This is a genomic window from Paenibacillus sp. FSL R5-0928 (genome assembly GCF_037970385.1).
In the GTDB taxonomy this organism is placed as follows: Bacteria; Bacillota; Bacilli; order Paenibacillales; family Paenibacillaceae; genus Paenibacillus_AQ; species Paenibacillus_AQ odorifer.
This window is the reverse complement of the sequence record NZ_CP150225.1, coordinates 3,841,399-3,866,402: the sequence shown is the minus strand read 5'-3', so window position 1 is coordinate 3,866,402 and position 25,004 is coordinate 3,841,399. Positions and strand designations below refer to the sequence as shown.

At 43.2% G+C, this 25,004-nt stretch carries 26 protein-coding genes; 21 read left to right on the top strand and 5 right to left on the bottom strand.

The window, feature by feature from the left end; translation table 11 throughout:
- Window positions 1–13 precede the first annotated feature (13 nt).
- The 7 genes from MKZ16_RS17290 (at window position 14) to MKZ16_RS17260 (ending at window position 9,106) form a co-directional block, all read left to right on the top strand.
- Window positions 14–859 carry a class I SAM-dependent methyltransferase gene (locus MKZ16_RS17290; RefSeq protein WP_076106768.1) on the top strand — a complete coding sequence of 282 codons (846 nt, stop codon included), beginning with the start codon at window positions 14–16 and terminating at the stop codon, window positions 857–859.
- A 223-nt stretch (window positions 860–1,082) separates the two neighbouring features.
- Entirely contained in the window at window positions 1,083–2,582 is a 1,500-nt protein-coding gene (locus MKZ16_RS17285) for a sugar ABC transporter ATP-binding protein (RefSeq protein WP_076106767.1), read from the top strand.
- 71 nt (window positions 2,583–2,653) lie between these two features.
- Complete coding sequence (locus MKZ16_RS17280) at window positions 2,654–3,607, top strand: ABC transporter permease (RefSeq protein ID WP_036687770.1); 954 nt, start codon at window positions 2,654–2,656, stop codon at window positions 3,605–3,607.
- Between the two features lie 60 nt (window positions 3,608–3,667).
- Window positions 3,668–4,648 carry an ABC transporter substrate-binding protein gene (locus MKZ16_RS17275; RefSeq protein WP_076106765.1) on the top strand — a complete coding sequence of 327 codons (981 nt, stop codon included), beginning with the start codon at window positions 3,668–3,670 and terminating at the stop codon, window positions 4,646–4,648.
- 80 nt (window positions 4,649–4,728) lie between these two features.
- Complete coding sequence (locus tag MKZ16_RS17270) at window positions 4,729–6,339, top strand: response regulator (protein ID WP_076106763.1); 1,611 nt, start codon at window positions 4,729–4,731, stop codon at window positions 6,337–6,339.
- Window positions 6,336–8,120 carry a sensor histidine kinase gene (locus MKZ16_RS17265; protein ID WP_038571423.1) on the top strand — a complete coding sequence of 595 codons (1,785 nt, stop codon included), beginning with the start codon at window positions 6,336–6,338 and terminating at the stop codon, window positions 8,118–8,120. The genes MKZ16_RS17270 and MKZ16_RS17265 overlap by 4 nt, the downstream gene beginning before the upstream one ends.
- On the top strand, window positions 8,117–9,106 hold the full coding sequence (locus MKZ16_RS17260; protein ID WP_036687526.1) for a substrate-binding domain-containing protein: 990 nt from the start codon (window positions 8,117–8,119) through the stop codon (window positions 9,104–9,106). The genes MKZ16_RS17265 and MKZ16_RS17260 overlap by 4 nt, the downstream gene beginning before the upstream one ends.
- A gap of 50 nt (window positions 9,107–9,156) precedes the next feature.
- Here the strand turns inward: MKZ16_RS17260 and MKZ16_RS17255 are convergent, their stop codons facing one another.
- Complete coding sequence (locus MKZ16_RS17255; RefSeq protein WP_038571421.1) at window positions 9,157–10,047, bottom strand: LysR family transcriptional regulator; 891 nt, start codon at window positions 10,045–10,047, stop codon at window positions 9,157–9,159.
- A 328-nt stretch (window positions 10,048–10,375) separates the two neighbouring features.
- Between MKZ16_RS17255 and MKZ16_RS17250 the strand changes: the two genes are divergently transcribed.
- From MKZ16_RS17250 to MKZ16_RS17205, 10 genes are all read left to right on the top strand, one after another.
- The gene (locus MKZ16_RS17250; RefSeq protein ID WP_036687522.1) at window positions 10,376–11,311 is read left to right on the top strand and encodes a phosphate ABC transporter substrate-binding protein PstS family protein; all 936 of its coding nucleotides are present in this window, start codon (window positions 10,376–10,378) and stop codon (window positions 11,309–11,311) included.
- Window positions 11,312–11,401: 90 nt separating this feature from the next.
- Window positions 11,402–12,304, top strand: a complete 903-nt coding sequence (gene pstC / locus MKZ16_RS17245; RefSeq protein ID WP_036687519.1) for a phosphate ABC transporter permease subunit PstC — start codon at window positions 11,402–11,404, stop codon at window positions 12,302–12,304.
- Entirely contained in the window at window positions 12,301–13,197 is an 897-nt protein-coding gene (pstA, locus tag MKZ16_RS17240) for a phosphate ABC transporter permease PstA (RefSeq protein ID WP_036687518.1), read from the top strand. The genes pstC and pstA overlap by 4 nt, the downstream gene beginning before the upstream one ends.
- Before the next feature lie 38 nt (window positions 13,198–13,235).
- On the top strand, window positions 13,236–14,012 hold the full coding sequence (pstB, locus tag MKZ16_RS17235) for a phosphate ABC transporter ATP-binding protein PstB (RefSeq protein ID WP_036687516.1): 777 nt from the start codon (window positions 13,236–13,238) through the stop codon (window positions 14,010–14,012).
- A 151-nt stretch (window positions 14,013–14,163) separates the two neighbouring features.
- Window positions 14,164–14,766, top strand: coding sequence for a nitroreductase (locus MKZ16_RS17230; RefSeq protein ID WP_052097075.1), 603 nt, complete (start codon window positions 14,164–14,166; stop codon window positions 14,764–14,766).
- A 1,054-nt stretch (window positions 14,767–15,820) separates the two neighbouring features.
- Window positions 15,821–16,024 (top strand): helix-turn-helix transcriptional regulator, encoded by a 204-nt coding sequence (locus MKZ16_RS17225; RefSeq protein ID WP_036676881.1) that lies wholly within the window; start codon window positions 15,821–15,823, stop codon window positions 16,022–16,024.
- 2 nt (window positions 16,025–16,026) lie between these two features.
- Window positions 16,027–16,494, top strand: a complete 468-nt coding sequence (locus MKZ16_RS17220; RefSeq protein ID WP_038571413.1) for a DUF6773 family protein — start codon at window positions 16,027–16,029, stop codon at window positions 16,492–16,494.
- Between the two features lie 98 nt (window positions 16,495–16,592).
- Window positions 16,593–17,309 carry an MBL fold metallo-hydrolase gene (locus MKZ16_RS17215; protein WP_076106761.1) on the top strand — a complete coding sequence of 239 codons (717 nt, stop codon included), beginning with the start codon at window positions 16,593–16,595 and terminating at the stop codon, window positions 17,307–17,309.
- Window positions 17,310–17,882: a TetR/AcrR family transcriptional regulator gene (locus tag MKZ16_RS17210; protein WP_076106759.1), complete on the top strand. Its 573-nt coding sequence runs from the start codon at window positions 17,310–17,312 to the stop codon at window positions 17,880–17,882.
- Between the two features lie 25 nt (window positions 17,883–17,907).
- Entirely contained in the window at window positions 17,908–18,600 is a 693-nt protein-coding gene (locus tag MKZ16_RS17205; RefSeq protein WP_036676892.1) for a hypothetical protein, read from the top strand.
- A 74-nt stretch (window positions 18,601–18,674) separates the two neighbouring features.
- On the opposite strand, the gene MKZ16_RS17200 is transcribed toward MKZ16_RS17205, so the two are convergent.
- The 3 genes from MKZ16_RS17200 to MKZ16_RS17190 all read right to left on the bottom strand — a co-directional run bounded on the left by MKZ16_RS17200 (window position 18,675) and on the right by MKZ16_RS17190 (window position 21,591).
- Window positions 18,675–18,857 carry a hypothetical protein gene (locus MKZ16_RS17200; protein WP_036676895.1) on the bottom strand — a complete coding sequence of 61 codons (183 nt, stop codon included), beginning with the start codon at window positions 18,855–18,857 and terminating at the stop codon, window positions 18,675–18,677.
- Window positions 18,858–19,084: 227 nt separating this feature from the next.
- Window positions 19,085–20,314, bottom strand: coding sequence for an aminopeptidase (locus MKZ16_RS17195; RefSeq protein WP_076099098.1), 1,230 nt, complete (start codon window positions 20,312–20,314; stop codon window positions 19,085–19,087).
- Window positions 20,315–20,358: 44 nt separating this feature from the next.
- Window positions 20,359–21,591, bottom strand: coding sequence for an aminopeptidase (locus MKZ16_RS17190; RefSeq protein WP_038571402.1), 1,233 nt, complete (start codon window positions 21,589–21,591; stop codon window positions 20,359–20,361).
- Between the two features lie 178 nt (window positions 21,592–21,769).
- Between MKZ16_RS17190 and MKZ16_RS17185 the strand changes: the two genes are divergently transcribed.
- Window positions 21,770–22,045 carry a hypothetical protein gene (locus tag MKZ16_RS17185; protein WP_038571400.1) on the top strand — a complete coding sequence of 92 codons (276 nt, stop codon included), beginning with the start codon at window positions 21,770–21,772 and terminating at the stop codon, window positions 22,043–22,045.
- A 57-nt stretch (window positions 22,046–22,102) separates the two neighbouring features.
- Here MKZ16_RS17185 and MKZ16_RS17180 read toward each other — a convergent pair whose 3' ends face one another.
- A complete protein-coding gene (locus MKZ16_RS17180) occupies window positions 22,103–23,419 on the bottom strand; it encodes a TrkH family potassium uptake protein (RefSeq protein ID WP_036677378.1) in 1,317 nt (438 codons plus the stop codon).
- Window positions 23,420–23,610: 191 nt separating this feature from the next.
- On the opposite strand from MKZ16_RS17180, the gene MKZ16_RS17175 reads away from it, so the two are divergent.
- The 3 genes from MKZ16_RS17175 to MKZ16_RS17165 are packed head-to-tail and all read left to right on the top strand — an operon-like array spanning window position 23,611 to window position 24,976.
- Window positions 23,611–23,964: a VOC family protein gene (locus MKZ16_RS17175; protein ID WP_036677380.1), complete on the top strand. Its 354-nt coding sequence runs from the start codon at window positions 23,611–23,613 to the stop codon at window positions 23,962–23,964.
- Window positions 23,965–23,989: 25 nt separating this feature from the next.
- Window positions 23,990–24,418: a GNAT family N-acetyltransferase gene (locus MKZ16_RS17170; RefSeq protein ID WP_076106756.1), complete on the top strand. Its 429-nt coding sequence runs from the start codon at window positions 23,990–23,992 to the stop codon at window positions 24,416–24,418.
- A 24-nt stretch (window positions 24,419–24,442) separates the two neighbouring features.
- On the top strand, window positions 24,443–24,976 hold the full coding sequence (locus MKZ16_RS17165; protein WP_036676909.1) for a GNAT family N-acetyltransferase: 534 nt from the start codon (window positions 24,443–24,445) through the stop codon (window positions 24,974–24,976).
- The last annotated feature ends 28 nt before the right edge of the window (window positions 24,977–25,004 follow it).

Here is a 25,004-nt window from a genome sequence, read left to right as displayed (position 1 = left end):
GGGGTAGCAATGGATGGAAGAGCAGAATCAATATTCAAATAATCAGGCAGAAAAAAACGCTGTGCCAACAAGCGAAGAGCTTTGGAACGAAGATACTTATACCGCTTGGGTAACTCGGTTTGGTACACCGTCAGAAGCAGCTGCAAAATTAATAAAGGAACCAAGTGCAAAGCTTTACCCGCTCCTTTCTTTTTTTGGAGAGGTGAAGGGGAAGAAAATGATGAATTTAATGGGCTCAAACGGAATGAAGGCCGTGGCACTCTCATTACTAGGTGCGGAAGTAACGGTTGCTGACTTCTCGGAAGCCAATGCGCGATATGCGGCTGATCTTGCCCAAGAAGCAGGGGTACCACTAACCTATATCGTCTCAGATATTCTTAAGCTGCCAGAAGACGTCCTTGATGGTTCATATGACATCGTCTTCGCGGAGTTAGGAATTGTTCATTACTTTACCAACCTTACACTATTCATGGAAACAGCTCGCCGATTGCTTTCTCCTGGAGGCGTATTTGTACTCCGCGATTTTCATCCGGTAACGACCAAGCTTATTTCCTCGAAGGGATCTACTGCGAAGGTACGCAAACACAAAGTAAACGGAGATTATTTTGACTCATCATTGGAAGAGAAAAAGGTATCCTATTCCAAGTATTTGCCTTCCACAGGTAAACCAGCAGGTGAACAAGAGCATAGTGTTGTGTATTGGCGCCGCTGGACACTCGGAGAAATTGTAACCGCAGCAGCTAATAGCGGACTAGTGATCCGCCAATTAGTAGAAGAACCTAATCTATCTTCCGACGTGTATGATAAGGGAATTCCTAAGACCTTCACATTGGTGGCTGGAAATGGCGCAAGCCTGTAGGAGGGTTCGCAGACATGTGATTTTTAGGGTATAACATTTGTGCTGAACTGAGGTGCTCTCGGTTCAGTTTTTTTTGTGTAAAACATAAAATTTTAAACTTTTTTACGGAGATTATTCCATTACAATGGCAACTTATAGGGAATACAATGATTTTACATTCCGGATTGAAAGCGATTACTTTAAGGGTTAATGCATTCTCAAAGAATTTGAGGTGGATATCAAAATGAACGAAGTGTTGCTTCGTATGGAGGGAATCAACAAGTTTTTCCCAGGTGTTCATGCTTTGAATGAATGTCAATTTGAGCTGAAGCGTGGGGAAGTTCATGCGTTAGTAGGAGAAAATGGCGCTGGCAAGTCTACCCTTATGAAGATTGCGACAGGTGTCTATTCCAAGGATACTGGTCAAATGTGGTACAAGGGAAATGAAGTGGAGATTGTTAATACCCGTGAAGCACAGGAGCTTGGAATTAGTATCATCCATCAGGAATTGAATTTAATGCCTCATCTTACGGTCGCCCAGAACATTTACATTGGACGAGAGCCGCGAAAAGGTCTGAAATGGTTCGTTGATGATGTGGAGATGAACCGAAAAGTTCAGGTACTGTTTGATCAAATGAATCTGAAGCTGGATCCCAGAGTTTTGGTATCAGACCTGACCGTTGCTAATCAGCAAATGGTTGAAATCGCTAAAGCCTTGTCTTTCCAAGCCGAGGTATTGATCATGGATGAACCAACCGCCGCGTTAACAGATACAGAAATTAACGAGTTATTTCGAATGATTGAGCAGCTACGAGATAAAGGTGTGGGAATTATTTATATCTCTCACCGCATGGATGAATTGAAGCGAATTACAGACCGCATTACAGTTATGCGCGATGGTTGTTATGTTGATACCGTTCGTATCGATTCAATAACGATTGATCAGATCATCAGCATGATGGTTGGACGTGAATTATATCAAACGTCGAAACCAACGATTGCGAAACAGACTCAGCAAGTTGTCTTAGAAGTTCGGAATCTTTCTAGAGGGCATGCGTTCAAGGATATTAGCTTTCATCTGTATAAAGGTGAGATTTTGGGCTTCGCTGGTTTAATGGGAGCTGGACGTACCGAGGTTGTTCGTGCCGTATTTGGTGCCGATCCCATCGATGAGGGTGAAATTATGCTCCATGGAAAATCGGTTCGTATACGTCAGCCACATCAAGCGGTACAGCATGGTATTGGGTATTTGTCCGAAGACCGTAAACGTTTCGGACTGCTTGTGGATATGGATATCAGCATGAATAATGCGATTGCCTCCTTTTATAAATTCCGTAATTCATTTGGCTGGATGAAGGAGCGGGAGATGCGAAGCTCAGCGGAGCAGCATGTTGAAGCGCTAGCCACCAAAACTCCAAGTGTAGGTCAAAAGGTTAAGTTTCTGTCCGGGGGTAATCAGCAGAAAGTGGTCATCGGCAAGTGGTTGACGAGAGACTGTGATGTACTCATCTTCGATGAGCCCACAAGAGGTATTGATGTAGGCGCGAAAAGTGAAATTTATAAGCTGCTGGATCAGCTTGCGAGTCAAGGGAAGGCGATCATTATCATTTCTTCAGATCTTCCTGAGATTCTAAGAATGAGCCATCGGATTATCATTATGTGTGAAGGGCGTATAACAGGAGAACTCCCCGCAGAAGAAGCATCGCAGGAGGCGATTATGAAATATGCGACGAAACGTTCATAACTGTTCAAGAGTTAACCGGAGGTGTCAGGACTATGAAGATCGCGGATAAAGAGATTAGTCAGCCAGCGGGTATGAAGCAAACGGGAGGGCAATCCGGATTCAAACAAAAATTATTGGCATTTGCAAGTCTGATCATATTGGTCATCGTATTCTCTTTATCCTCCAGTAACTTTTTTCAATTCTCAAATCTTGTCGGAATTCTAGTTTCTACAGCTGTAATCGGAGTATTAGCGCTTGGAGCTACCTTTGTTATTATAACGGGTGGCATCGACCTCGCTCTGGGTACTGTAATGACATTCTCATCTGTTATGGTTGGAGTCATTATTACCTTCTGGGGTCTGCCCGTCCCGTTAGGCATTGTAGGTGGGATTCTGGCTGGAGCACTGTGCGGCTTCATCAGCGGTTTGATGGTGGCGAAGATGAACATCCCACCCTTCATCGCCACTCTGGCGATTATGATGGTCACCAAAGGCTTGTCGCTTGTCATCACAGGAGCCAAACCCATTTATTTCAACGATGATCCGATCTTTGCCAAGATCGCCATGGGTAAAATGATCCCCGGTATACCCAACACCATCGTTATCTTCTTATTACTCGGTATGATCGCAAGCATAATCTTGTCTAAGACGATTATTGGGCGTTACAACTTCGCACTTGGCAGTAATGAAGAAGCTACTCGCTTATCAGGTGTGAACACAGTCAAATGGAAGATTATTATCTATTCCATTACAGGGATCTTTAGCGGAATCGCAGGTATCCTGATGGCATCACGTTTGAATTCAGCACAGCCATCACTGGGCACCGGTTATGAACTAGAGGCTATTGCGGCAGTGGTCATTGGCGGGACTTCCTTAAGTGGAGGTGTAGGTTCTATTCTAGGCACGATTATTGGCGCACTGATTATGAGTGTGTTGACGAATGGCTTGCAGATTATGTCTGTTGCTCAGGAATGGCGGACGGTCATTGTCGGTGTTGTAATCATCATTGCGGTTTACGCTGATATTCTACGCCGCCGTAAGCAATGAACTTGGTATGATCTCCATCCGGAGTGATATACAAAGCAAATGACGAGGGGGAAGATTCAAATGAAACTGCGTCGTAGAGGGTTTATCATGCTTGCCTGTCTGTTATTAGTTACTACATTGCTGAGTGCATGTAACAACAATGATAGTAACAAGAGTGCATCCGGTTCAGACAAACCATACATTCCAGTCATATCAAAAGGGTTCCAGCATCAATTCTGGCAAGCGGTAAAGCAAGGAGCGGAGAAAGCTGCTAAGGAGTTTGATGTTGAGATTACCTTCGAAGGTCCAGAAAATGAGAGTCAGGTGGATAAACAAATTGAGATGCTGCAAACAGCTCTCGACAAGAAGCCAGCAGCAATTGCGCTAGCCGCACTAGACAGCAAGTCTGCGATTCCTTATCTAGAAAAGGCAAAGGAAAATAAGATTCCGGTCATCGGCTTCGACTCTGGTGTAGACAGTGATATCCCTGTAGCAACAGCAGCGACTAACAATAAAGCAGCAGCTGCTTTGGCCGCAGATAAAATGGCTGAACTGATTGGCAAGAAAGGTAAAGTGGGCCTTGTCATACATGACCAAACGAGCAGCACAGGGCAACAGCGTCGCGATGGCTTCTTGGAACAAATGAAAGCAAAATATCCGGATATTCAAGTGTTAGAGCCGCAATATGGGGGTGGAGATCAGTTAAAGTCCACAGACCTTGCGAAAGCGATGATGCAGGCAAATCCGGATCTGAAAGGAATCTATGGCTCTAACGAAGGTTCTGCTGTAGGTGTGGCTAATGCAGTAAATGAATTGCAAATGAATGGTAAGATCGTAGTCGTCGGCTTTGACTCTGGCAAGCAGTTGATGGATGCTATCCGCAGTGGTGTTGTGGCTGGCGCTGTTACACAAGACCCCATTGGTATTGGCTATCAAGCTGTGAAGGCAGCTGTGCAAGCGATTAAAGGGGAAGCGGTTGAAAAGAACATCGACACGGGGTTCCACTGGTATGATAAAAACAATATGGATTCCGATGAGATCAAACCTCTACTATACGAATAGAGTTTAATAATAGAGGTTGCCTCACGCAGGCGGCCTCTATTATGCTTATGCTGATAAGTTTAAAGTTGTGGAGGTGTTGGATGTATAAGATAATTCTGGTTGATGATGAAGATGAGGTTCGCGAAGGGATCAAACAGAAGATCACATGGAGTAAATATGGGTTTGAGCTAGTTGGTGATTTCGATAATGGCCGAGATGCGCTGGAAGCGATCGAGCAGCATCGGCCTGACGTAATTATTACTGATATTTGTATGCCTTTTATGGATGGACTGGGATTGGCCAGAGCTGTGATGGATAGGTACCGGGATATGAAGGTCATTATCGTCACTGGATATGAAGACTTCGAATATGCGAAGCAGGCGATAACGCTAAAGGTGACTGAGTACTTATTAAAACCGATTAATGCACGTGAGTTTGCTGAATTTCTAAGTAAGATGAAGCAGGATTTAGATGAAGAGCATTTACAAAAAGCGAATTTAGTTAAGCTTCGTATGCAACTTAATCAGAGTCTTCCATTGCTGCGGGAACGATTCTTGGAGCAGCTGGTAACTACTCGAATGAAAAGCGAAGAAATCGAGAATAAATTGAGTTATTTTCATATTCAGTTGCAGGGTCAAGTGTACCTTGCGCTCGTTATAGATATAGAACTGGAGAAACGAAGCCAGAACATAACTTTCGATGCAGAGCTACTGCGTTTCGGCGCCTTTAACATTGTTCAAGAGCAGCTGGAGAAAGAGCAAGACGGAGTGGTATTCCAGACGAGAGATGGAAAAATCGCTGCGATATTATCCGGCAATTCAGAGGCGTTAGAAGTAGCAACGCAGCTTCTCGCAGAGCAAGTCCAGAGTAGCTTAAATAAATATTTGAAGCTGTCATCAACCATAGGCATCGGTAGAAAATATAATACTGTACAACAAATTCCACTATCCTTCCAAGAAGCGGTCTCCTCCATAGAATATCGTTACCTTTTAGGCATAAATAAAGTTATCTCCATACAGGATCTTGAGTTTGGCAAGGGATTGGATCAGGCGCATTTCACCTCATGGGAAAAGCAATTCATATCCGCTTTAAAGACAGGTAAAGCTTCAGCTGTATCGGAAATTCTGTTGAAGTGGTTTCAGGAGCTTAAAAGTAATACCTCCTCTATAGAAGGTTGCCGTAGCAGCATCTATCAGCTGCTGGTTTCTTTGATGAACTATGTAGTCGACATCGGCTTCCCAAATACAGTAGTTGTTTCGCATAATATGTTTGCAGAGGTTGCTGCGCTTAAGACTTTAGATGAAGCTAGAAATTATTTGGAGAGGACTTGCCATGAGCTGATACTTAAACTATCGGCACAGAGAACAACGGTTCGGACTTCTCAGATGCAAGCCGCAGAAGCTTATATTCGCGAGAATTATTGTAATGACAGCTTTTCACTCAATGAGCTGTGTAGCCATATTTTTATGAGCATCAGTTATTTCAGTGCAACTTTTAAACAGCATACTGGAGAAACATTTATAGAATATCTGACTCGACTCCGTTTGGAAAAAGCAAAAGAACTCCTTACGGTCACACAGTTGAAGACATATGATATCGCTGCCAGAGTTGGTTATGCTGATCCACAGTATTTTAGTGTTATTTTCAAACGTAATGTAGGAAGCACACCGAAGGAATATCGACACCGGCAGAAGGAGAATCTCTCTCTATGAGATCACAGCGCTTTTTCCGCAGCCGAAGTATTCATACTAATATTGCTGTCTCCTTTTCACTTCTTATCCTCTGCACAACTATTGTCCTGACTTATACTTCCTATCGCCTGTCCTCAGCTGCAGTCAAGGGCAATTCTGTAGCCTACACTTCACAATTAATAGAACAAGTAAAACTGAATATCGAGAATTACATTGGCAATATGGAGAGCATAGCTGCTCTGGTGTTAACTAGCAGTGATCTAGAGAAATATATAAAAGGCTCGAAATTAGATGAAGAAGAGGCGCTTAAGGATAAACTGCTTGCCAGTCATTATCTCCGGTCAGTCGTTCAGTCCCGCTCGGATATTTCCTCTATATTATATGCAGGCTCAGATGGCATGACCGTTTCGGATCGACAGCATGCTGTTTTGAAACCGCTTCCTGAACTAATAGCTCAAGATTGGTATCAAAAAGCTATGAATCAACTAGACGTTGCAGTTTCTTCCTCTCATGTGCAGCACATCTTTCAAGATGAATACCGGTGGGTAGTGTCGATAAGCCGAAAGCTCTCGAATGCGAATGCTGTGACGGAAGCGGATCAACAAGGTGTACTGCTCGTAGATCTCAATTACAGTGTAATTAATAATCTATGTAAACAAATCGAACTGGGAAAACGCGGTTATGTTTTTATCGTCGATCCCGCAGGTAGCCTTGTCTATCATCCACAACAGCAGTTGATCTACTCCCAGCTCAAGTTCGAACAATTGGAGACGGTCCTTGGGATCAAAAATGGATCTGTTACGGTTAACACGGGGAATGACCAGAAACTGTACACTGTGGACACTACCAGCTTTGGCTGGAAAATAGTTGGAGTCACTTATCCGGATGATTTGGTCGCGAACAAGCAACGTATGCAAGGAACCGCCGCCTTATGGGGAGCAATTAGTTTGATTTTTGCTATGGCTATATCGATATTTCTCTCGTACGCACTGACCAAACCGCTGAAGAATTTGGAGCTGAATATGAAAAAAGCGGAACGTGGAGAGTTCGACATACGCGTAGAGATTGAGAGCACGAATGAAATCGGCAAGCTTGCTCGTACGTTTAATCTTATGATCATGAAGATTAAAGAGTTAATGGGGCAGATCGTCTTGGAGCAAGAGATGAAGCGTGTCAGTGAACTGAAGGCGCTGCAAGCGCAGATTAAACCTCACTTTTTGTACAATACACTTGATTCGATTATTTGGATGGCAGAGACAGGAAAGATGGAGGAAGTGGTGGAGATGACTTCATCTCTATCCAAGCTGCTCCGTTCAACAATTGGTGAGGGTGAGGAATTGATTCCGCTGGCCAAAGAATTAGAGCATATTCGGCACTATTTAACGATTCAGAACATGCGTTATCGTAATAAATTCACTTATTCCATAGAGGTACAAGAAGATATCCTAACCTGCAGCATTTTAAAAATGGTACTTCAGCCTTTGGTTGAAAATGCGATCTATCACGGCATAAAACATAATCCTGAGCAAGGGCACATTCTGATCCGGGCAAGACAAGAACAGAACGATATTATCGTACAGATCATTGATGACGGTATTGGGATGGATGAAGAGCAGATGGGTAAGGTACTGCTGCAAAAATCAGATTTCAAGACTGGCAGCGGTGTAGGTGTCGCAAATGTGAACCATCGTGTCCAGCTGTATTTCGGTGTGAAATACGGTTTGTCTTTTACAAGCGAGATGGAGGAAGGAACGACGGCCACTTTACGAATACCTGTAATTTATGAGGAGGAGAGTCAATGAGCGCATTACGGTCAAAAATTGGCCTGTATACTCTGTTGCTGCTCTTCATTGTTACTTTGGGTTCATTAGCCTATCGTATGTTTGCAAATGAGCTTGACGCAAAGGTTAGGACCATTATTTATGTGCCCAAGACTATCGACAGCAGTATTGAATTCTGGGAAGTGATGAAACAAGGTGTGGCAACAGCGGCTAAGGAGTTCGGTGCAGAGGTTCGCACGGTTGGAACGGATACAGAGCTTGATGTAGATCAACAAATAGAACTGCTGGAGCAAGCAATTAAGGAGAAGCCTGACGCCATTATTTTATCTGCTACGGATTATTATCGTCTCATTCCAATCGCGGAAAAGATCAAATCAGCTGGCATTACGCTTATTACTGTAGATTCGGGCTTGAGCGGTGGTGTATCAGAGAGTTTTATTGCTACGGATAATTATGAAGCAGGACGTAAGGCAGGGCAGGAGTTAAGAAAATATATCGATCCAGAGGATAAAGTCGCCATCGTTAACTTTGTACAAGGCTCTGCGACAGCAATAGAGAGGGAAAGAGGAGCTCGTGACGCCCTTTTAGAAAATGGAGTTCATGATGTGCAGCCTACATTATACAGTGATGGTTCCGTGCGAAAAGCGTATCAGTTAACTATTGATTTGCTAAAGGACGAGCCAAATTTAAAGGGAATAATCGGTCTTAATGAACCTTCTACACTAGGTGCTGGGGAGGCGATTATGGATATGGGATTTCAGGACAAAGTGAAATTGTTTGGGTTCGACAATTCTAGCAATGAGGTGAAGCTCCTCGAAAAAGGGATTTTGCTTGGCACGGTCATGCAGAAGCCCTTTAATATGGGGTACTTAGCTGTGAAGACGGCGATTGAAGCTGTTGAGGGTGAGGAAGTGGAACAGATAATAGACACAGGCTCCGTGGTCATCACGAAGGAGAATATGTATTTAAGTGAAAATGAGAAATTAATGTTTCCTTTTATAGAATAAACAAAGGGTAGCTCCTTAAACCATTCGTGGCTTTAGGAGCTACCCTTTGTTTAAGGGGTAAGAGACTCAACAAGGTCAACAAAGGATTGCTGCAACGGTTTTAAAATATGATCTTTACGCCAGCCGAGCACAAACCCACCGCTTTCAGGCAGAATCCCTGGCAGGTTAGCATAGCTAAGCTTGCCTAGCACAATCTCAGCTTTAACCGCCGCTTTAGAACATATGCCAACACAGTCACTCCCGCTAACTAGCTGCTTAATCACTTCTGGAGAATTCAACTCGGATCGGTTCCATAAACGGATTTGATTGAATTGTGCCCATTGATCGGCATACCCTCGTAAACAAGATCCTTGCTCATGCTGAATCCACGGCTCATTGGCAATTAGTTCAGGTGTTAATTTCTCTAGGCCTTCAAATGGATGACCCGGTGCAAAAATTAGGACAGGTTCATCACGGACAATAAGCTGAAAATCAAAAGATTCGTCCTGCCAATCCGAAGTATGTAAAATGGCCATCTGAATATCCCGACTACGGAGACGTTCGCGTAACAAAGCATCGCTTTGAACCGTCAAGGAGTTGTTAATCCCCGGATAGAGTTTCATGAATTGGATTAACACATTAGGTAAAATATAAGTTGCAGGAATAAAACTGGCTTCCAGCTCTAATGTTCCTTTTGAGGGGGAAGAAAATTGTTTGACTGTACGCTCAGCTTCTGCTGTGAGGGAAACGATTTTGAGGGCGTATTGATAAAGGGCTCGCCCAGCATCCGTAAGCAGCACTCTTCCGCTGCGGTAAAGAAATAGAGGGGTTCCGAGCTCAGCCTCCAGATTCTTCATATGAAAAGAAACAGTAGGCTGTTTAAGGCCTAATTCTGCGGCTACATCGGTTACCTTTTTATATTTTTCAATTAGAACTACGATGTTCAATTTCATAATATTCATGACTTTCCTCCACATAATGCTAAGTTGGATTACAAATTATATCTCCATTATAGATTATATCTATACAGATATACACTTTATATTGGTATTTTTTTCGTTCACTTTACAAAGATAAGAAGTTTCTCTAACGAACGAGCTCTAGAATAAGAAGAGTCAGAGGGGCCAAGAAGTCCCGGACAACATATAACATATGCGTTTGATGAACTTTTACAGTAACCATGCATATGGGGGCCAAGCTCCACAACACCATGTTAAAGCTTTCGAAGCCAGTTTGGTATGAACTGATCAGGGAGCCATGCTAACAAACCATTTAGGAGGAGACAAAACAATGCAATTCAAAAAATCTTGGATCATGACTTTGGCTTTAACAAGCGTACTGGCACTATCGGCTTGCGGTAACGGCGGGGCAAACAACACAGGAGGAAACGCTGCAGCAACTAACGAAGGAAGCGGCGGCGCTGAAATAAGTGGTTCGATTCTGGCTTCTGGTTCAACAGCATTACAACCCTTGGTTGAGCTGGTAGCAGAGAATTTCATGGATAAAAACACTGGCGTGGACATTCAAGTTCAAGGCGGTGGCAGTGGTACTGGTCTTACTCAAGTAGCTGAGAAACAAGTAGATATCGGAAACTCTGACGTATTCGCAGAAGAAAAATTAAAAGATGCAGATGCAGAAAAAGCAGCAGCACTCGTAGATCATCAAGTAGCAGTAGTAGCGATAGCAGCAGTAGCTCATCCTGATGCTGGTGTGGATAGCTTAACTAAACAACAACTGGTGGACATTTTCACTGGTAAAATCACTAACTGGTCTGAAGTAGGCGGAGCGGATCAAAAAATCCAAATCATCAACCGTCCAGGCAGCTCCGGTACTCGTGCAACCTTTGAAAGCTTTGCACTTGGAACCAAAACAGAAGATATCCCAGGTTCGATTCAAGAAGATTCCTCCGGTACGGTTAAGAAAATGATCGGTGAAACTCCAGGGGCAATCGGATACCTTGCTCTTTCTTACCTGGATGATTCCATTAAAACACTTAGTCTTGACGGTGTGGAAGCATCTGTTGATAATGTTGTTTCTGGTAAATACCCAGTGTGGGCTTACGAGCATATGTACACAAATGGTGAACCTAACGCGACAGTAAAAGCATTCCTCGACTTTTTCTTAACTGACGAAGTGCAAACTGGTGAAGTTGTTGAACTTGGATACATCCCAGCTGTTAAAATGCAAGTTGTTCGCGACGTTGCAGGAACTGTTACCGCTAAGTAATTAAATTCTAGGCAATGTTATTGATTAGAATCTCAAGTGATTAGAGGCGGATACATCTGCCTCTCTTTTCACTTTAGAAAGAGGGAGCAATTGAGGGTGAAACTAAAGAACTCACGATTCGAAAAACATCATATTGAAGATTTTGTTGGACGTACTTATATGTCCTTCTGTGTATTACTGTTGATAACAATCATTGTATCGATGGTATATTTTGTAGCGTCTAAAGGAATTTCAACCTTCACAAGTGGTAATGCTACAGTTTCTGAATTTTTATTCGGTACAAAGTGGTCGCCAGAAGCGGATACGCCTTCCTTCGGAGCTTTTCCATTTATCTCGGGTTCCTTTCTGGTTACTTTGCTTGCCGCATTGATTGCTAGTCCACTTAGCTTATGCGCTGCGTTATTTATGACTGAGATTGTTCCAGGGTGGGGCAAAAAATTACTTCAACCTGTTATTGAGCTTTTGGCAGGGATTCCTTCGGTAGTATATGGTTTCATCGGATTAAGTGTAATTGTACCGTTTCTACGCAACAACCTGCCGGGCCAAGGCATCGGGGTAGCTGCAGGCGCGCTTGTGCTCTCGGTAATGATTCTTCCGACGATTACAAGCGTGGCTGCAGACGCGCTGGCTTCATTGCCGCAAAACTTAAAAGAATCTTCCTATGCGCTTGGTGCCACCCGGTGGCAGACGATTTCGCGGGTGATTATTCCAACAACCTTTCCTGCCATAATGACAGGGATTGTATTGGGAATGGCTCGTGCTTTCGGTGAAGCACTCGCTGTACAAATGGTTATCGGGAACGCGCCATTCGTACCAAAATCACTCTTTGAGTCAGCTTCTACCTTGACCAGTGTGATCACACTCGGTATGGGGAACACGACCATGGGCTCACCTCACAATAATGCACTGTGGAGTATGGCACTGGTTCTCATGCTGATGACTTTCGTATTTGTCTTCTTTGTGAGAATGCTTGAAAGGAGAAATAAAATTTGAAGCCGAGAACCGTAAATAAAATTGCCACCAGTCTTATTGTATTTTTCGCGATGCTCATCGTTGCCATTCTACTTGGACTTTTGGGATATATCCTCTTTAGAGGCTTAAGCCATATCAGTTGGGATTTTCTTTTCTCCGCACCGCAAAAGATTCGTGCAGGTGGAGGGATCGGACCACAGCTATTTAACTCCTTATTCCTGTTAGTACTGACACTTATTATTACAGTTCCGCTTGGACTGGGTGCCGGTATTTATATGGCGGAATATGCTCGTCCCGGTAAGATTACCGGCTTTATTCGCTTGATTGTTGAAGTATTGTCATCTTTCCCTTCCATCGTAGTCGGCTTGTTTGGTCTATTGCTGATTGTTAACTATTTCAATCTAGGCTTCTCCTTAATCTCCGGTGCATTGGCATTGACGGTCTTTAATCTACCACTGATGGTGCGGATTACGGAGCAAGCTTTTCGTAGTGTTCCAAAACAACAAAAAGAGGCCGGTTTTGCACTAGGATTATCCAAGTGGAAAATTGTTACCTCGGTGTTGTTTCCGGTAGCATTACCTACAATTATTACAGGTACTATCTTGTCCGCTGGCCGTGTCTTTGGGGAAGCAGCTGCGTTGATGTTCACAGCAGGAATGAGTAGCCCTAGATTGGATTTCACCAACTGGAATCCACTTAGTGCGAATTCGCCACTGAATCCCTTCCGTCCAGCGGAAACGCTGGCTGTCCACATTTGGAAGGTCAACAGTGAAGGTCTAGCTCCAGATGCTGCACAGATTGCTGCGGGAGCTTCGGCGGTGCTTGTAATTATGGTGTTAATCTTCAATCTGGCAGCACGTTATTTCGGAAGATTTATTTATCGTAAGCTTACAGCTTCAAAAAGAATGAACTAATCATACAAATTAAAGTAGAGATGTAGGAGGAGTAATCGATGGGAACGTCGGCAACAGCAGTGCGTGAATCTTTTCAAACCGAAGACCTGAGTATTTTTTACGGAACATATGAGGCAGTAAAGGGGATAAGCCTTCCATTTGCTGAAAATACGGTTACTGCACTGATCGGCCCATCCGGCTGCGGTAAATCAACCTTTCTTCGTTCTTTGAACCGGATGAATGACGAAATTTCTGGCTCAAAAACAAAAGGAAGCATCTGGATTGATGGAGTGGATATTAATGCTCCGGGTACGGATGTGATTAAGCTGCGTCAGAAGATCGGGATGGTATGGCAAAAGCCAAATCCGTTCTATAAATCGATTTACGATAACATCGCTTTTGGACCTAAGTATCACGGCATTAAAGGCAAAAAGGCTCTTGATGAGATTGTTGAGAGCAGTCTTCGCAAAGCAGCATTGTGGGATGAGGTAAAGGATCGTTTAAAAGATTCAGCACTTGCACTTTCCGGTGGACAACAGCAGCGCCTTTGTATTGCTAGAGCGTTGTCGGTTAACCCGCAAATTCTGCTCTTGGACGAACCAGCATCAGCTCTAGACCCGGTCTCCACAGGTAAAGTAGAGGAGCTAATCAAGGAGTTGAAAGAAGAGCTTCGCATCGTTATTGTGACACATAATATGCAGCAGGCAGCTCGGATCTCTGATTATACCGCATACTTTTATCTAGGCTCCCTTGTCGAATATGATAAGACGGATAAAGTCTTTACCAATCCAGAGAATCAAATGACGCAAGAATATATCATGGGCCGATTCGGCTGAAGCTGTGAACATCGTTCTTTCGGGAACGGTGTTTTTTTGTGAATTCAAGAGTTGTGATTCGAATGGTTGCCTATTATTTGCAAAAGGCAGAAAGATGCTGTATCATTTGTGATAATGATTATCATTATTGCTATATTAGGGAGTGGATCTTATGACGCAATCTCAGAAGACTCAACAGAATAGTGTGGCCAAAATAATAAAAGAACGACGCTCGATTAAGCTTTTTAAAAAAGATCCACTTCCACAAGGCCTTTTAGAGGAATTATTAAATGTAGCGGTATGGGCACCGAATCATGGTGTGCGTGAGCCGTGGAGATTTATTGCTTTTCAAGGGGAAGGTTCGAAATTCCTAGCTGAATCTGCATTTGCTTTTGTAAAACGTGCTATAGCTGATCCAGAAGTGGCTGCTAAACGTAAAGAATATATCTCGAATATTCCATTAACAGTAATCGTAGTGATGCCTGAAGATCCTCGGCAAAGAGAGTGGGACGAGGATTTTGCAGCAGCGTCCGCACTAGTACAGAACTTCCAGCTCGCAGCTTGGGAACAAGGTGTAGGAACGATTTGGAAGACTGATCCATACATCAACAACCCTGAATTCCGCACTAAAATTGGTGTGAAGCCCGGCGAAAAAATTGTAGCCATGATCCATGCCGGATATCCGGAAACTGTACCTGACAGCCGTCCACGCACAGACGCTTCGGAGCTGCTGAAGATCGTAGACTTCTATCCAGAGAATGGCGTAGTGGAATAAGGAAAGTCGAAGGCATTCGTATATTAAAAGCGGAAAGATCATAAACATCGAAAAAGCGTCGAAATATCAAAAAGATCGAAAGATCAAAAGCATCGAAAGATCAAAAGTATCCTTAGGGATGCTTTTTTTTGTTACTTTGACTAGCGATAGTAGGGGGAGGGCTACTGGGTGCTAGGTGCTGATCACGTTTCGCTGCTGGTTCCTCTGCTGATGTGGCTCAACCTTCTACTTACTTCTTAATGATCTTTACTGACCTCCAGCGGGCTTCATACAGACCTCCTACGGGCTCCCTAGTGATATCCTACTGACCTCCGCATCGGACCGTATTGCAACTATTTGAGCTTTTGGAGTCATTTTGCAGAAGTATCGGACCACATAGCTCTTATAACCATGTAACTGTGCAGAACTGGTGTGGTTATGAGTAAATAGCTGCAACTGGGTCCGATAGCACGTCAATTAGCTGCAAATATACGAAATAAGGACTCCTCAGTCCGATGCAACGGCGAATAAGCGAACTAACCCCAAACTAACCCCAAACTAACCCCAAACTAACCTAAACTAACTAAAGAACCTCATGTTGCGGACTGTATTGCAGCTATTTGAGCTTTTTGAGTCATTTTGTAGAAGTATCGGACCCCATAGCTCTTATTACCTTGTAAAGGCGCAGAATTGGTGTGGTTTTGAGTAAATAGCTGCAATTGAGTCCGATAACCCGCAGAAAACACTCGAATTTGCATAATAAGGTCATCTGAGTCCGAACTATTGGCAAAAGTGTACTTACATACTAGCAAAGGCGGCGAGTTAGGCATCGCAGCTGACTGGCTATGGACTCAGTTACAATCACTCTTCACCATTTGATCCAACGGTGGGGAGAAAGTATTTCCTGACGGAGAGGGAATGGAAAATGAAGTCTGGATCCTAAAATGACACGTCGATCCTAAAGTGAAATGTTGATCCCAATAAACAAATGTAATATATAATGTACATAATGACCGATATAGATTACAATGGTGGAAAATGGAATGCATCACAAACATTAAAGGGAGGTTATGGAGTGGGAGAGAACAAAAACATCAAGTTAAAGCTGGCAAGGATCCAAAAGAATCTTTCCCAAGAACAGTTAGCGGAAGTTGTAGGGGTTACACGGCAGACGATCGGCCTGATTGAAGCTGGTAACTATAACCCGACGATTAAGCTGTGCATAGCCATCTGCAAGGCGTTAGATACGTCATTAAACGATATTTTTTGGGAGGATTAGTTGTGAAAGGGCCAAAGATTAAAGACGAACGAATTATCACAGAAATTCAGAAGTTTAGTACGCACGGATTATTGATTGTGTTAGTGGGATTTATGATCAGCCTTTTGGTAAAAGTATTTATCCTGGAATGGGACATCAAATATTGGGTAGATACTTTTGGGATTATGCTGTTAGGTTGCTTGTATGTTACCGTTCGTTGTGTCAAAGATGGGATATACCTGCTGCCGAGTAAGGAAGGAGAACTCAGACGGTTTAAGAAGATTCATTTAATATCGGGTGTTATCAGCACGATTATTTGGGCCACGTTAACATTTTTGCTTGATTTTAGAGAAGCGGGAGAAGTGGATATTAGAAAAAATATATCGAGTACTCTCGTGGGGGCGGTTGTTTTTTTCATAGGGATCACTTGGGCGATGTGGTACATAATTAATAAATCCAACAAAAATGCTGACAAGAACATTGAGAGTTAAATATTAAATATTAAATATTAAAGATAACAATCTCTTGCAAAACTAATATCATTAGTTTATATTTAAGCTAATATCATTAGTTTATCGGAGGGGTAAGGATGAGAGTAACACGTGAAGGTCATTTATTGCAGTTGACTTGGATGCCAAATTTTTTTCCAGTGAATTGTTACATTATTGAGGAAAAGGATGGATTAACTTTAATAGATGCCGCTATGCCATTTAGTCTAAAAGGAATTATGGAGACTGAAGCGAAGCTAAATAAGAAGCTTACACGTATAATCTTAACGCATGCGCATGATGATCATATTGGGGCACTGGATGGACTAAAAAAGCAACGTCCAGAGGCTCAGGTGTACATCGCTGAGCGAGATTCGGCATTACTTCGTGGAGATCGTTCACTTCGGGAAGGAGAACCTCAGACCCCTATTAAGGGAGGCGTTCCGAAGAAGATAGCTACAAAACCAGATGTCCTTCTCCACGAAGGGGATACCATTGGATCATTAACAGCGATTCACACTCCAGGACATACCCCCGGCTCTATGTCTTTCCTTGATTCACGCAGCGGTGCTGTAATCGTTGGGGATGCTCTTCAGACCTTCCGGGGAACTGCGGTGGCTGGAACCATCATCCCCCTGTTTCCTTTTCCAGCAATGGCTACATGGAATAAAGCTCAAGCTCTGAATAGTGCGATTAAGCTTCTAGAGTTATCTCCAGCTTTACTTGCTGTTGGTCACGGCAACTTACTGAAAGCGCCAAAGCAGGAGATGGAGAAAGCCATACGTAAGGCACAAATGATTCAGGATAGGAGTAATTAAATGTCACCTAGAGCAGGATTAGATCGTCACACACTAGTGATTAGAGCAGCAGATATTGCCGATGATGAAGGTATAGAGGCGGTTACCTTGGCTGCATTAGCAGGTAAACTAGGTGTTCGTTCCCCGTCATTATACAACCATATAAATGGACTGCAGGATTTGCGGACTGGGCTCGCCATTTACGGATTAGAGTTATTATTTACAAGCATGTCGAACGCAGCTGAAGGATTAAATGGAGATGCTGCTGTACACGCGATGGGCCGGGCATATGTGGATTTTGCTAGGAGTAGACCAGGTCTGTATGAGACTACACTACGAGCGCCTGAGCAGGAGAACACGGAGCTTGAAGCGGCTGGTGAGCATATTTTGCAGTTTATAATTCAGGTGATGAAGAGTTATCAATTAGGCGAAGAAGGAGAACTTCATGCCGTAAGGGGATTACGGAGTATCCTGCATGGATTCGCCTCATTGGAGCAAAAGGGTGGATTCGGTATGGCGCTCGATACTAACGAGAGTCTAACCCGCTTGATTAGCACTTTTATAACCGGAATTGGAAATATGAAATCTGATTAAATTAGATCTAGGAGATGATGAACAAATGGGTCAGGAATATGAACAAGGTAGTGTCACCACTTATGGTGAAACAGCAGAGGTTATTGCGAAATTGGGGATTTTACCGCTTGCTGCGCTCATCCCCGGGCACCCGTCTTTAAACGGCTTAACTAAGCCCGAGAATTGGCATACTGGAACAGATTTAGATCCGTGGTCATGGCGTGCGCAGTTTCCAGGTGAGGGCCTTGCAGGATACGGAAAGTTTATTAAGAAAAAGGCTATTTTGGTCTCAAGGGAGTGGTTCCCGGCATTTGTAGCAGCAGCAGGCAGTACCAAATCTATTGAAGAGCGGTATAAGGATGGGTTGGCTAGTAAAGAAGCTGTGACCTTGCTGCAGATTGTTCGTGAACATGAAGGTATTGATACACGTAAACTTCGGGCAGAGGCTGATATGAAGGCAAAAGAAAAGAAAACAGCCTTCGATAACGCGGTTACTGAGCTGCAAGGATCTTTAGATATGGTGATCTCAGGCATCAAGCAACGCCTGAATGATGAAGGTGAAGTAAATGGTTGGAGTAGTACCTCGTTCGAGACGGTCAGTCACTGGATGTCAGATAACGGTTTATCCGCTTTTGAAGGGGATAGAGAAGAGGCCATAGCTTGGATACAATCGAAGATGAACGGGGTATGGTCGCCTACAGCAATAGCTTGGACAAACAAAGCATTCTCATGGAATTAATAAAAACGGTTAATCACTACTCCATAGAGAGTGATTAACCGTAAGCGTTTTCCAATAAAGTTATATCCATCACATTAAGGTTCCAACATAGGCGCCAAGTAAGCAATCAGGAAATACAAGAATCCAAAAAGCAGCATAACATAGGCAGTGTATTTAATAGCATTAGATGCAACAATTCTTGAATCTACCGGTGGTTGAATTTCTAGCTGTTCTTCTTCGATGCTGTCAACTTCTTTGGATACTGGGTCTCTCAACATGATAATCCCCTCCTTGGAAATTCAATCCTTAATTGTATTGTGACATATTTGTGAACGGAAATCAACAATAGTGTGAACAAATATTGAACATTTATTCAAATTTGGGCATTTCACCACCTGAAATGTTATTGTTAAAACAAAAACAACCCGCTTACTCTCTAATTAGAGAGCTAAGCGGGTTGTTTGAAGTTGGTTCTATCTAGGATCTAACGGGTGTTGTTTAAGCCTTAAGCCCAATCCCCATTACGGAAGATAGGTACTGTTGTTCCATCATCGTTAATTCCGTCAATATTCATTTCAGGAGAGCCCATCATAAAGTCAACATGGGTATGGCTTTGATTCATTCCTTTTTCCAACAGCTGTTCCTTAGTCATCGTAATTCCTTCTTGAATTGTGAAGGCATAAGCTGCACCTAAAGCCAAATGACAGGAGGCATTCTCATCATACAACGTAGTGTAATAAAGAATACCGCTCTCAGAAATCGGAGAGTGGAAAGGTACCAAAGCAACTTCGCCAAGATAGGAAGAGCCTTCATCCAGCGCGATTAGTGATGCCAAAGTTTCAGCGCCTTCTTCAGCAGTAAAATCAATCACTTTACCGTTCTCAAAGGTCAGCGTGAAGTTATTGATTAGATTGCCGCCGTAGCTAAGTGGCTTAGTGCTGCTCACTTTACCATTAATACCAGACTTCAAAGGGGCAGTAAACACTTCTTCCGTAGGAATATTGGCTAAGAAAGGGACGCCCTTACCGTTCACAGCTCCTGCCTGACACCAGATGTGTCCTTCTGGCAACTCAATAGTTAAATCTGTACCAGGTGCTGTATAGTGCAGCTTGCGAAACTTACTTTCATTCAAGGAAGCGCAACGAGTTTTGAGTCCATCTAAATGGCGGCTCCATGCTTCAATAGGATCGTCCTGATCCGCACGTGTGGCTTTAAAGATGGCATCCCATAACAGTTCAACCTGCTGCTCGGATGGAGCATCAGGGAACACTTTTGCCGCCCAAGAGGCTGATGGGAAGGCAAGACCGCTCCAGCTCGCATGATTTCCCATTAAGTACTCACGATATGGCGCTAGGGTCTGCCCAGAGATACGCTGATTATCGGCAATTCTTCCAGGTTCAACGCCTTTTAAAAGATCTGGGTCAGCGGAGATAATGGTTAGAAATGCGGCTCCCTTTTTAGCAAGATCCTCTAATTCATCGGCTTGCCACTGCGGCGGCTCCAGGAAGGAATCGGATGGAGCAAGATCATAACGTGTACGTAATACAACTTCATCACTATAATTTACCTTTACAAGTCTCGCGCCGGCTTCATAGGCTTTACGAACCACAAGTCGCACAAGCTCTGCGGATACAATATCTGCATTCACAACGAGTGTCTGACCCGGTTGAATATTAACGCCAATCTTCACGGCCAGCAATGCGTAATTCTCCAGCTTTTGCTTGAAATCCAACATAGTTTCTATTCCTCCCAATATCCTGTATCTCTTGTGTGCTTAAATTAGAACGCCCAGTTTCCATTCAGGAAGACAGGTTCTTCAGTTCCATCAGCAGTTATCCCGTAAATGTTCATCTCAGCTGACCCGATCATGAAATCCACATGGGTTACACTATTGTTGAGGCCATGCTCAATTAACTGCTCTGGATTCATGTCTTTACCGCCTTCTAAACAGAAGGCATAAGCCATACCTATAGCAAGGTGATTAGAAGCATTTTCGTCAAACAATGTGTTGTAATAAAGAATGTTGGATTCAGAAATAGGGGATTTATGAGGAACCAAGGCAACTTCCCCTAAGTATTTCGCTCCTTCATCCATACTAATGAGGTGCTCTAGCGCTTCTTGACCTTGCTCAGCAGTAACACTTACAATACGGCCGTTCTCAAAGCTAATAGAGAAGCCATCGATGATGTTGCCGCCATGACTAAGTGGCTTTGTGCTTCTTACAGTGCCATTAACACCAGTTTTTAGTGGTGCAGTGAAGACTTCTTCGGTAGGCATATTGGCTACAAAAGAATGACCTTTTGCATTAATGCTGTCTCCTTGTGCCCAGATATGGCCTTCAGGAAGCTCGATGCTAAGGTCAGTGCCAGGTGCTATGTAATGCAGCTTTTTATATTTTTTTGCATTGAGTACATTTGCTTTTTGTTCTAAGGTGTCGAGATGCTCCTGCCATGCAGCTACTGGATCTTCACGGTCAAGACGCACGGTGTGGAAAATGGCTTCCCAGAGTTTATCTACACGTTCTTCGGCTGGAACCTCAGGGAACACTTTATCCGCCCAAGCTTGACAAGGAACAGCTACAATACTCCAGCTAACTTTGTCGGACATTTGCATTTCACGATATTTGGTGAGGGCAGCTCCACGTACTTTTTGAAAATTGGAGATACGTACTGGATCAATACCTTTAAGTGCATCAGGATCTTCAGCGATCACGTTAAGGATAGCCGCACCTTTTTCGGCGAATTCAGTCATTTCACCTGCGTACCAAGTAGGAGGCTGAGTGAATACCTCTGGCGCAGCGTGTTCAAACTGTTGGCGTGTAATGCTCGCATCACTCCAGTTCACCTTAACTAAACTTGCTCCGATGGCATATGCCTTAGCGGTAATTAGACGTACGAAATCAGCGGCAAGAATCGGTGCATTCACCACTAGAATTTGCCCGGGTTGAACATTAACACCTATTTGTACAGCTAAATCTGCATATTTACTAAGCTTAGCCTGAAAATCAGTCATTGTAATTTCCTCCATTTACTAATAGTTTAGTACTTTACAAGCATTGTACTAAATTATTAACCGCCGGATGAAAAAAGTCAATTACGTGGAATTTACAGAGCAAAGAGAAGGAATTACAATCATTTCAATGATATACTGAAAGGGTAGCTGATTTGATGATAGGAAGGAAGATAAGTGGATGAATTTAGAGATCGTAAGTGCTGAAATGAGCCGTAAAGAAGATAAAAGTTATGTAGGGAGGACTGTATTCACTCTCGAAAATCATAAGGCTCCATATGAAATTACTTTCTTCAGTACAAGAGGAACGGAATGGGATTACAGTCTAAGCTTTGCGGGTGAGCCTGGGAGCGAGGAACAGTTCTTAGAAACGGATGCATTGCTGGAGAATGACGATGATGTGTACAATCAGTTGCTGGATGCGGCACTTGATCAACAAGAAATCGTGGAAGAATAATACTATTATTGATATGACGCCAGCGGCATTATCTGGTAGCCGCTGGCCATATCATGACTATCCAATCGTTATCTTACCTTCTGGGTAACGATACAGTTCTTTACTACCTTTTGGTTTCAAAGCATAAGCAAGTGTAAGTGGTCCGGTCCGGCCCATAAACATCAGGATAATCACTAGAACCTTTCCTGCCGTAGTCAGTTCCGGAGTAAGGCCCATAGATAAGCCTGAGGTTCCAAAAGCAGATACAGCTTCAAAAAGTACAGTTAGAAATTCAGCGCTCTCGGTCAAGGATAATAACATCGTAGCGATGACAAGCAGCATGAGAGACATTAATGTGATGGTAAGGGCTCTATATACATTTTCTTTAGCGATCCGGTGGCGAAACATTACAATATCTTCTTTCCCCCGTAATCGTGCAGCTACCGCAGTAACCAGTACGGCGAATGTAGTGATCTTAATTCCTCCACCCGTCGACCCAGGTGCAGCTCCGATAAACATCAATAGAATCATCAGAAATTGTGTGGATTGCCGTAAAAGTGGAACTTCAATGGTGGTGACACCACCAGATCGCGGAGTTACCGCTTGTAAAAAGGTCGCCCAAAACTTTCCGCTTGCACTCAAGGGCTTCAGCGTAGAATTATACTCCAGTAAGAAAAACAGCCCCGCACCAATAATAATCAATATAAGAGAAGTCCAAAGAACAACCTTTGAATGAAGAGTGAGTCTTCTGCGTTTAGGAAAGTCCATAAGATCAGACAGAACGATAAAACCAATCCCTCCAAGAAATATGAGGCTCATTGAGGTGAAGTTAACAATGGGATCATTTACAAAACGAGTAAGTCCGCTAAAGGGTCCATGAATATCACCGAAGAGATCAAAGCCTGCATTATTAAAGATAGATATACTATGAAAAATCCCATAATATGCTGCTTTCCCAAAGGGCATATCCATCATAAACCTTCCAGCAAACAACACGGCACCCGACAGCTGAATAACAAGAGAATAGATCAGGACTCTACGGATTAAGAGTACAATTCCCTGCATCGAATTTTGGTTCATAGATTCTTGCAAAAGGATTCGCTCTTTCAAGGATATCCGTTTATTAAGGACCAAGGTAATCAAAGTAGCCATCGTTACAAAGCCTAATCCTCCGATTTGAAATAAAATGAGTAGAACAACTTGTCCGAAGGTAGTTAGCTGAGTTCCCGTATCAATGACTGCAAGACCTGTAACACATGTGGCTGAAGTCGCCATAAACAAGGCATCGATAAAGGATATTTGTCCGGATGTTGAGGAGACCGGGAGACTAAGCAGAAAAGTCCCGGCAGTGATAAGGATTAAGAATCCTAGTGATAAAACTTTGGGCGGGGTCATTTTAAAACCACCGAAGTTCAGGTTAGCCAATGTAATTCTCCTGACGTACGTGATATTGGAGTAATGCTCACAGAATTATAACACAACTTACCAGCCCTTCCCTAAATGGAGGGAGGTAATTGACATATTTTATCGAATTATTCTAGAATAACACCCTATCCGTCAACTTTAAAGAGGAGGCTTTCTTAATGATGATAAGTCCGATTCTGAATCAGATTGGTGCTGTTTTTATTCCGGTAAAGGATATTGAGAAATCTAAACAATGGTATTGCCAATTGCTTGGACTGCCACTAGATGGAGAGGTATTATTCGGCCATTTATATGTAGTCCCTATGCAGGGACCGGGCATCGTTTTGGACAGTAAGATTTACACCGCTGAATCTGTTCTAAACATCCCTTCGTTTCATCTAAACACCGAGGACATTGATGCTGCTTATGATTATGTAAAGGCCAACGGAGGAGAGATTCTGACGGATATCGAACATGATCATTGGTTTAATTTTAAAGATCCCGATGGAAATGTGATTATGGTCTGTCGTTGTTAAGCGTTATATAGAAGGGAGTAGACGAATGATAAGAGAAGCTGTGCCCAAAGACGCTATCAATATTGAAGAACTATACCGGATTTTGCTACCTGAGCATCCAGCTATTCATGTATCCCCTGAGCGACTGAAGCAGATAGCAGATCATCCGGATAGTTTTCTTTATGTGTACGAAGAACAAGGAATAATTGTCGGGTCGTTACATCTTCATTTTTGTATGGATGCTTTGTGTGACGATAGGCCCTTTGCTGTTATAGAAAGAGTTATTGTGGCTGAAAAAGTACGAGGAAAAGGGTATGGCGCAATGCTAATGAGACATGCCGAGAATGTAGCAATCTTCAAGGGAGCCCTTAAGATTATGTTATCAAGTGCTGCAAAGAGAGAAGAAGCGCATCGTTTTTACGAGCATCTAGGTTATGATGGCAGCTCCAGCAAGTTGTTCAAGAAGTATTTATAGTTATTTACGATTGGAAGTGATGATATGATGGTCACACTTAGAGAGCTGGTGCCGGAGGATGCAGGTGAATTGCTTCGACTTCAGCATCAGTTAGACCAGGAGTCCAAATTTATGTTATTGGAACCGGATGAAAGACAAGCTAGTCTTTGTCAGGTCAAAGAAATGCTCGAAAGCTTTCTGGCAGGGAAAACTTCAATTCTTATAGGGGCAGAGGTTGACAATCATTTGGCAGGTTACTTGTCTGTTAGAGGTGGAAGTGTTAGACGCAATAGACATAGCGCGTACATAGTGATCGGGATTCAGAAACAATATCAGGGGAAAGGGATTGGAGCTGGCCTGTTCCGTGAGATGGACATCTGGGCTATGAACAATGGGATTGTTCGTCTTGAGTTATCCGTCATGACCCATAATCAAGCTGCTTTGGCGCTATATATCAAGAACGGGTTTGAAATCGAAGGGACGAAGCGGAAATCTCTTATTATCGATGGTGAGTGGGTGGACGAATATTATATGAGTAAAATTCTCCCAAAAGAAAAAAGGATAGAGGATCAGATTTAATCTGATGACCCTATCCTTTTTTTTATGA

Excerpts from the sequence above, each read along its gene's own strand:
- MKZ16_RS17270 (WP_076106763.1), top strand. The coding sequence starts at position 4,729 with ATGTATAAGATAATTCTGGTTGATGATGAAGATGAGGTTCGCGAAGGG.
- MKZ16_RS17200 (WP_036676895.1), bottom strand. The coding sequence starts at position 18,857 with ATGTTGAGAGACCCAGTATCCAAAGAAGTTGACAGCATCGAAGAAGAA.
- MKZ16_RS17185 (WP_038571400.1), top strand. The coding sequence starts at position 21,770 with ATGAATTTAGAGATCGTAAGTGCTGAAATGAGCCGTAAAGAAGATAAA.
- MKZ16_RS17215 (WP_076106761.1), top strand. The coding sequence starts at position 16,593 with ATGAGAGTAACACGTGAAGGTCATTTATTGCAGTTGACTTGGATGCCA.
- MKZ16_RS17175 (WP_036677380.1), top strand. The coding sequence starts at position 23,611 with ATGATAAGTCCGATTCTGAATCAGATTGGTGCTGTTTTTATTCCGGTA.
- MKZ16_RS17195 (WP_076099098.1), bottom strand. The coding sequence starts at position 20,314 with ATGTTGGATTTCAAGCAAAAGCTGGAGAATTACGCATTGCTGGCCGTG.
- MKZ16_RS17260 (WP_036687526.1), top strand. The coding sequence starts at position 8,117 with ATGAGCGCATTACGGTCAAAAATTGGCCTGTATACTCTGTTGCTGCTC.
- MKZ16_RS17285 (WP_076106767.1), top strand. The coding sequence starts at position 1,083 with ATGAACGAAGTGTTGCTTCGTATGGAGGGAATCAACAAGTTTTTCCCA.
- MKZ16_RS17265 (WP_038571423.1), top strand. The coding sequence starts at position 6,336 with ATGAGATCACAGCGCTTTTTCCGCAGCCGAAGTATTCATACTAATATT.
- MKZ16_RS17290 (WP_076106768.1), top strand. The coding sequence starts at position 14 with ATGGAAGAGCAGAATCAATATTCAAATAATCAGGCAGAAAAAAACGCT.
- MKZ16_RS17250 (WP_036687522.1), top strand. The coding sequence starts at position 10,376 with ATGCAATTCAAAAAATCTTGGATCATGACTTTGGCTTTAACAAGCGTA.
- MKZ16_RS17205 (WP_036676892.1), top strand. The coding sequence starts at position 17,908 with ATGGGTCAGGAATATGAACAAGGTAGTGTCACCACTTATGGTGAAACA.
- MKZ16_RS17190 (WP_038571402.1), bottom strand. The coding sequence starts at position 21,591 with ATGACTGATTTTCAGGCTAAGCTTAGTAAATATGCAGATTTAGCTGTA.
- MKZ16_RS17275 (WP_076106765.1), top strand. The coding sequence starts at position 3,668 with ATGAAACTGCGTCGTAGAGGGTTTATCATGCTTGCCTGTCTGTTATTA.
- MKZ16_RS17255 (WP_038571421.1), bottom strand. The coding sequence starts at position 10,047 with ATGAATATTATGAAATTGAACATCGTAGTTCTAATTGAAAAATATAAA.
- MKZ16_RS17180 (WP_036677378.1), bottom strand. The coding sequence starts at position 23,419 with ATGACCCCGCCCAAAGTTTTATCACTAGGATTCTTAATCCTTATCACT.
- MKZ16_RS17230 (WP_052097075.1), top strand. The coding sequence starts at position 14,164 with ATGACGCAATCTCAGAAGACTCAACAGAATAGTGTGGCCAAAATAATA.
- MKZ16_RS17170 (WP_076106756.1), top strand. The coding sequence starts at position 23,990 with ATGATAAGAGAAGCTGTGCCCAAAGACGCTATCAATATTGAAGAACTA.
- pstB (WP_036687516.1), top strand. The coding sequence starts at position 13,236 with ATGGGAACGTCGGCAACAGCAGTGCGTGAATCTTTTCAAACCGAAGAC.
- MKZ16_RS17280 (WP_036687770.1), top strand. The coding sequence starts at position 2,654 with ATGAAGCAAACGGGAGGGCAATCCGGATTCAAACAAAAATTATTGGCA.
- MKZ16_RS17210 (WP_076106759.1), top strand. The coding sequence starts at position 17,310 with ATGTCACCTAGAGCAGGATTAGATCGTCACACACTAGTGATTAGAGCA.
- MKZ16_RS17165 (WP_036676909.1), top strand. The coding sequence starts at position 24,443 with ATGATGGTCACACTTAGAGAGCTGGTGCCGGAGGATGCAGGTGAATTG.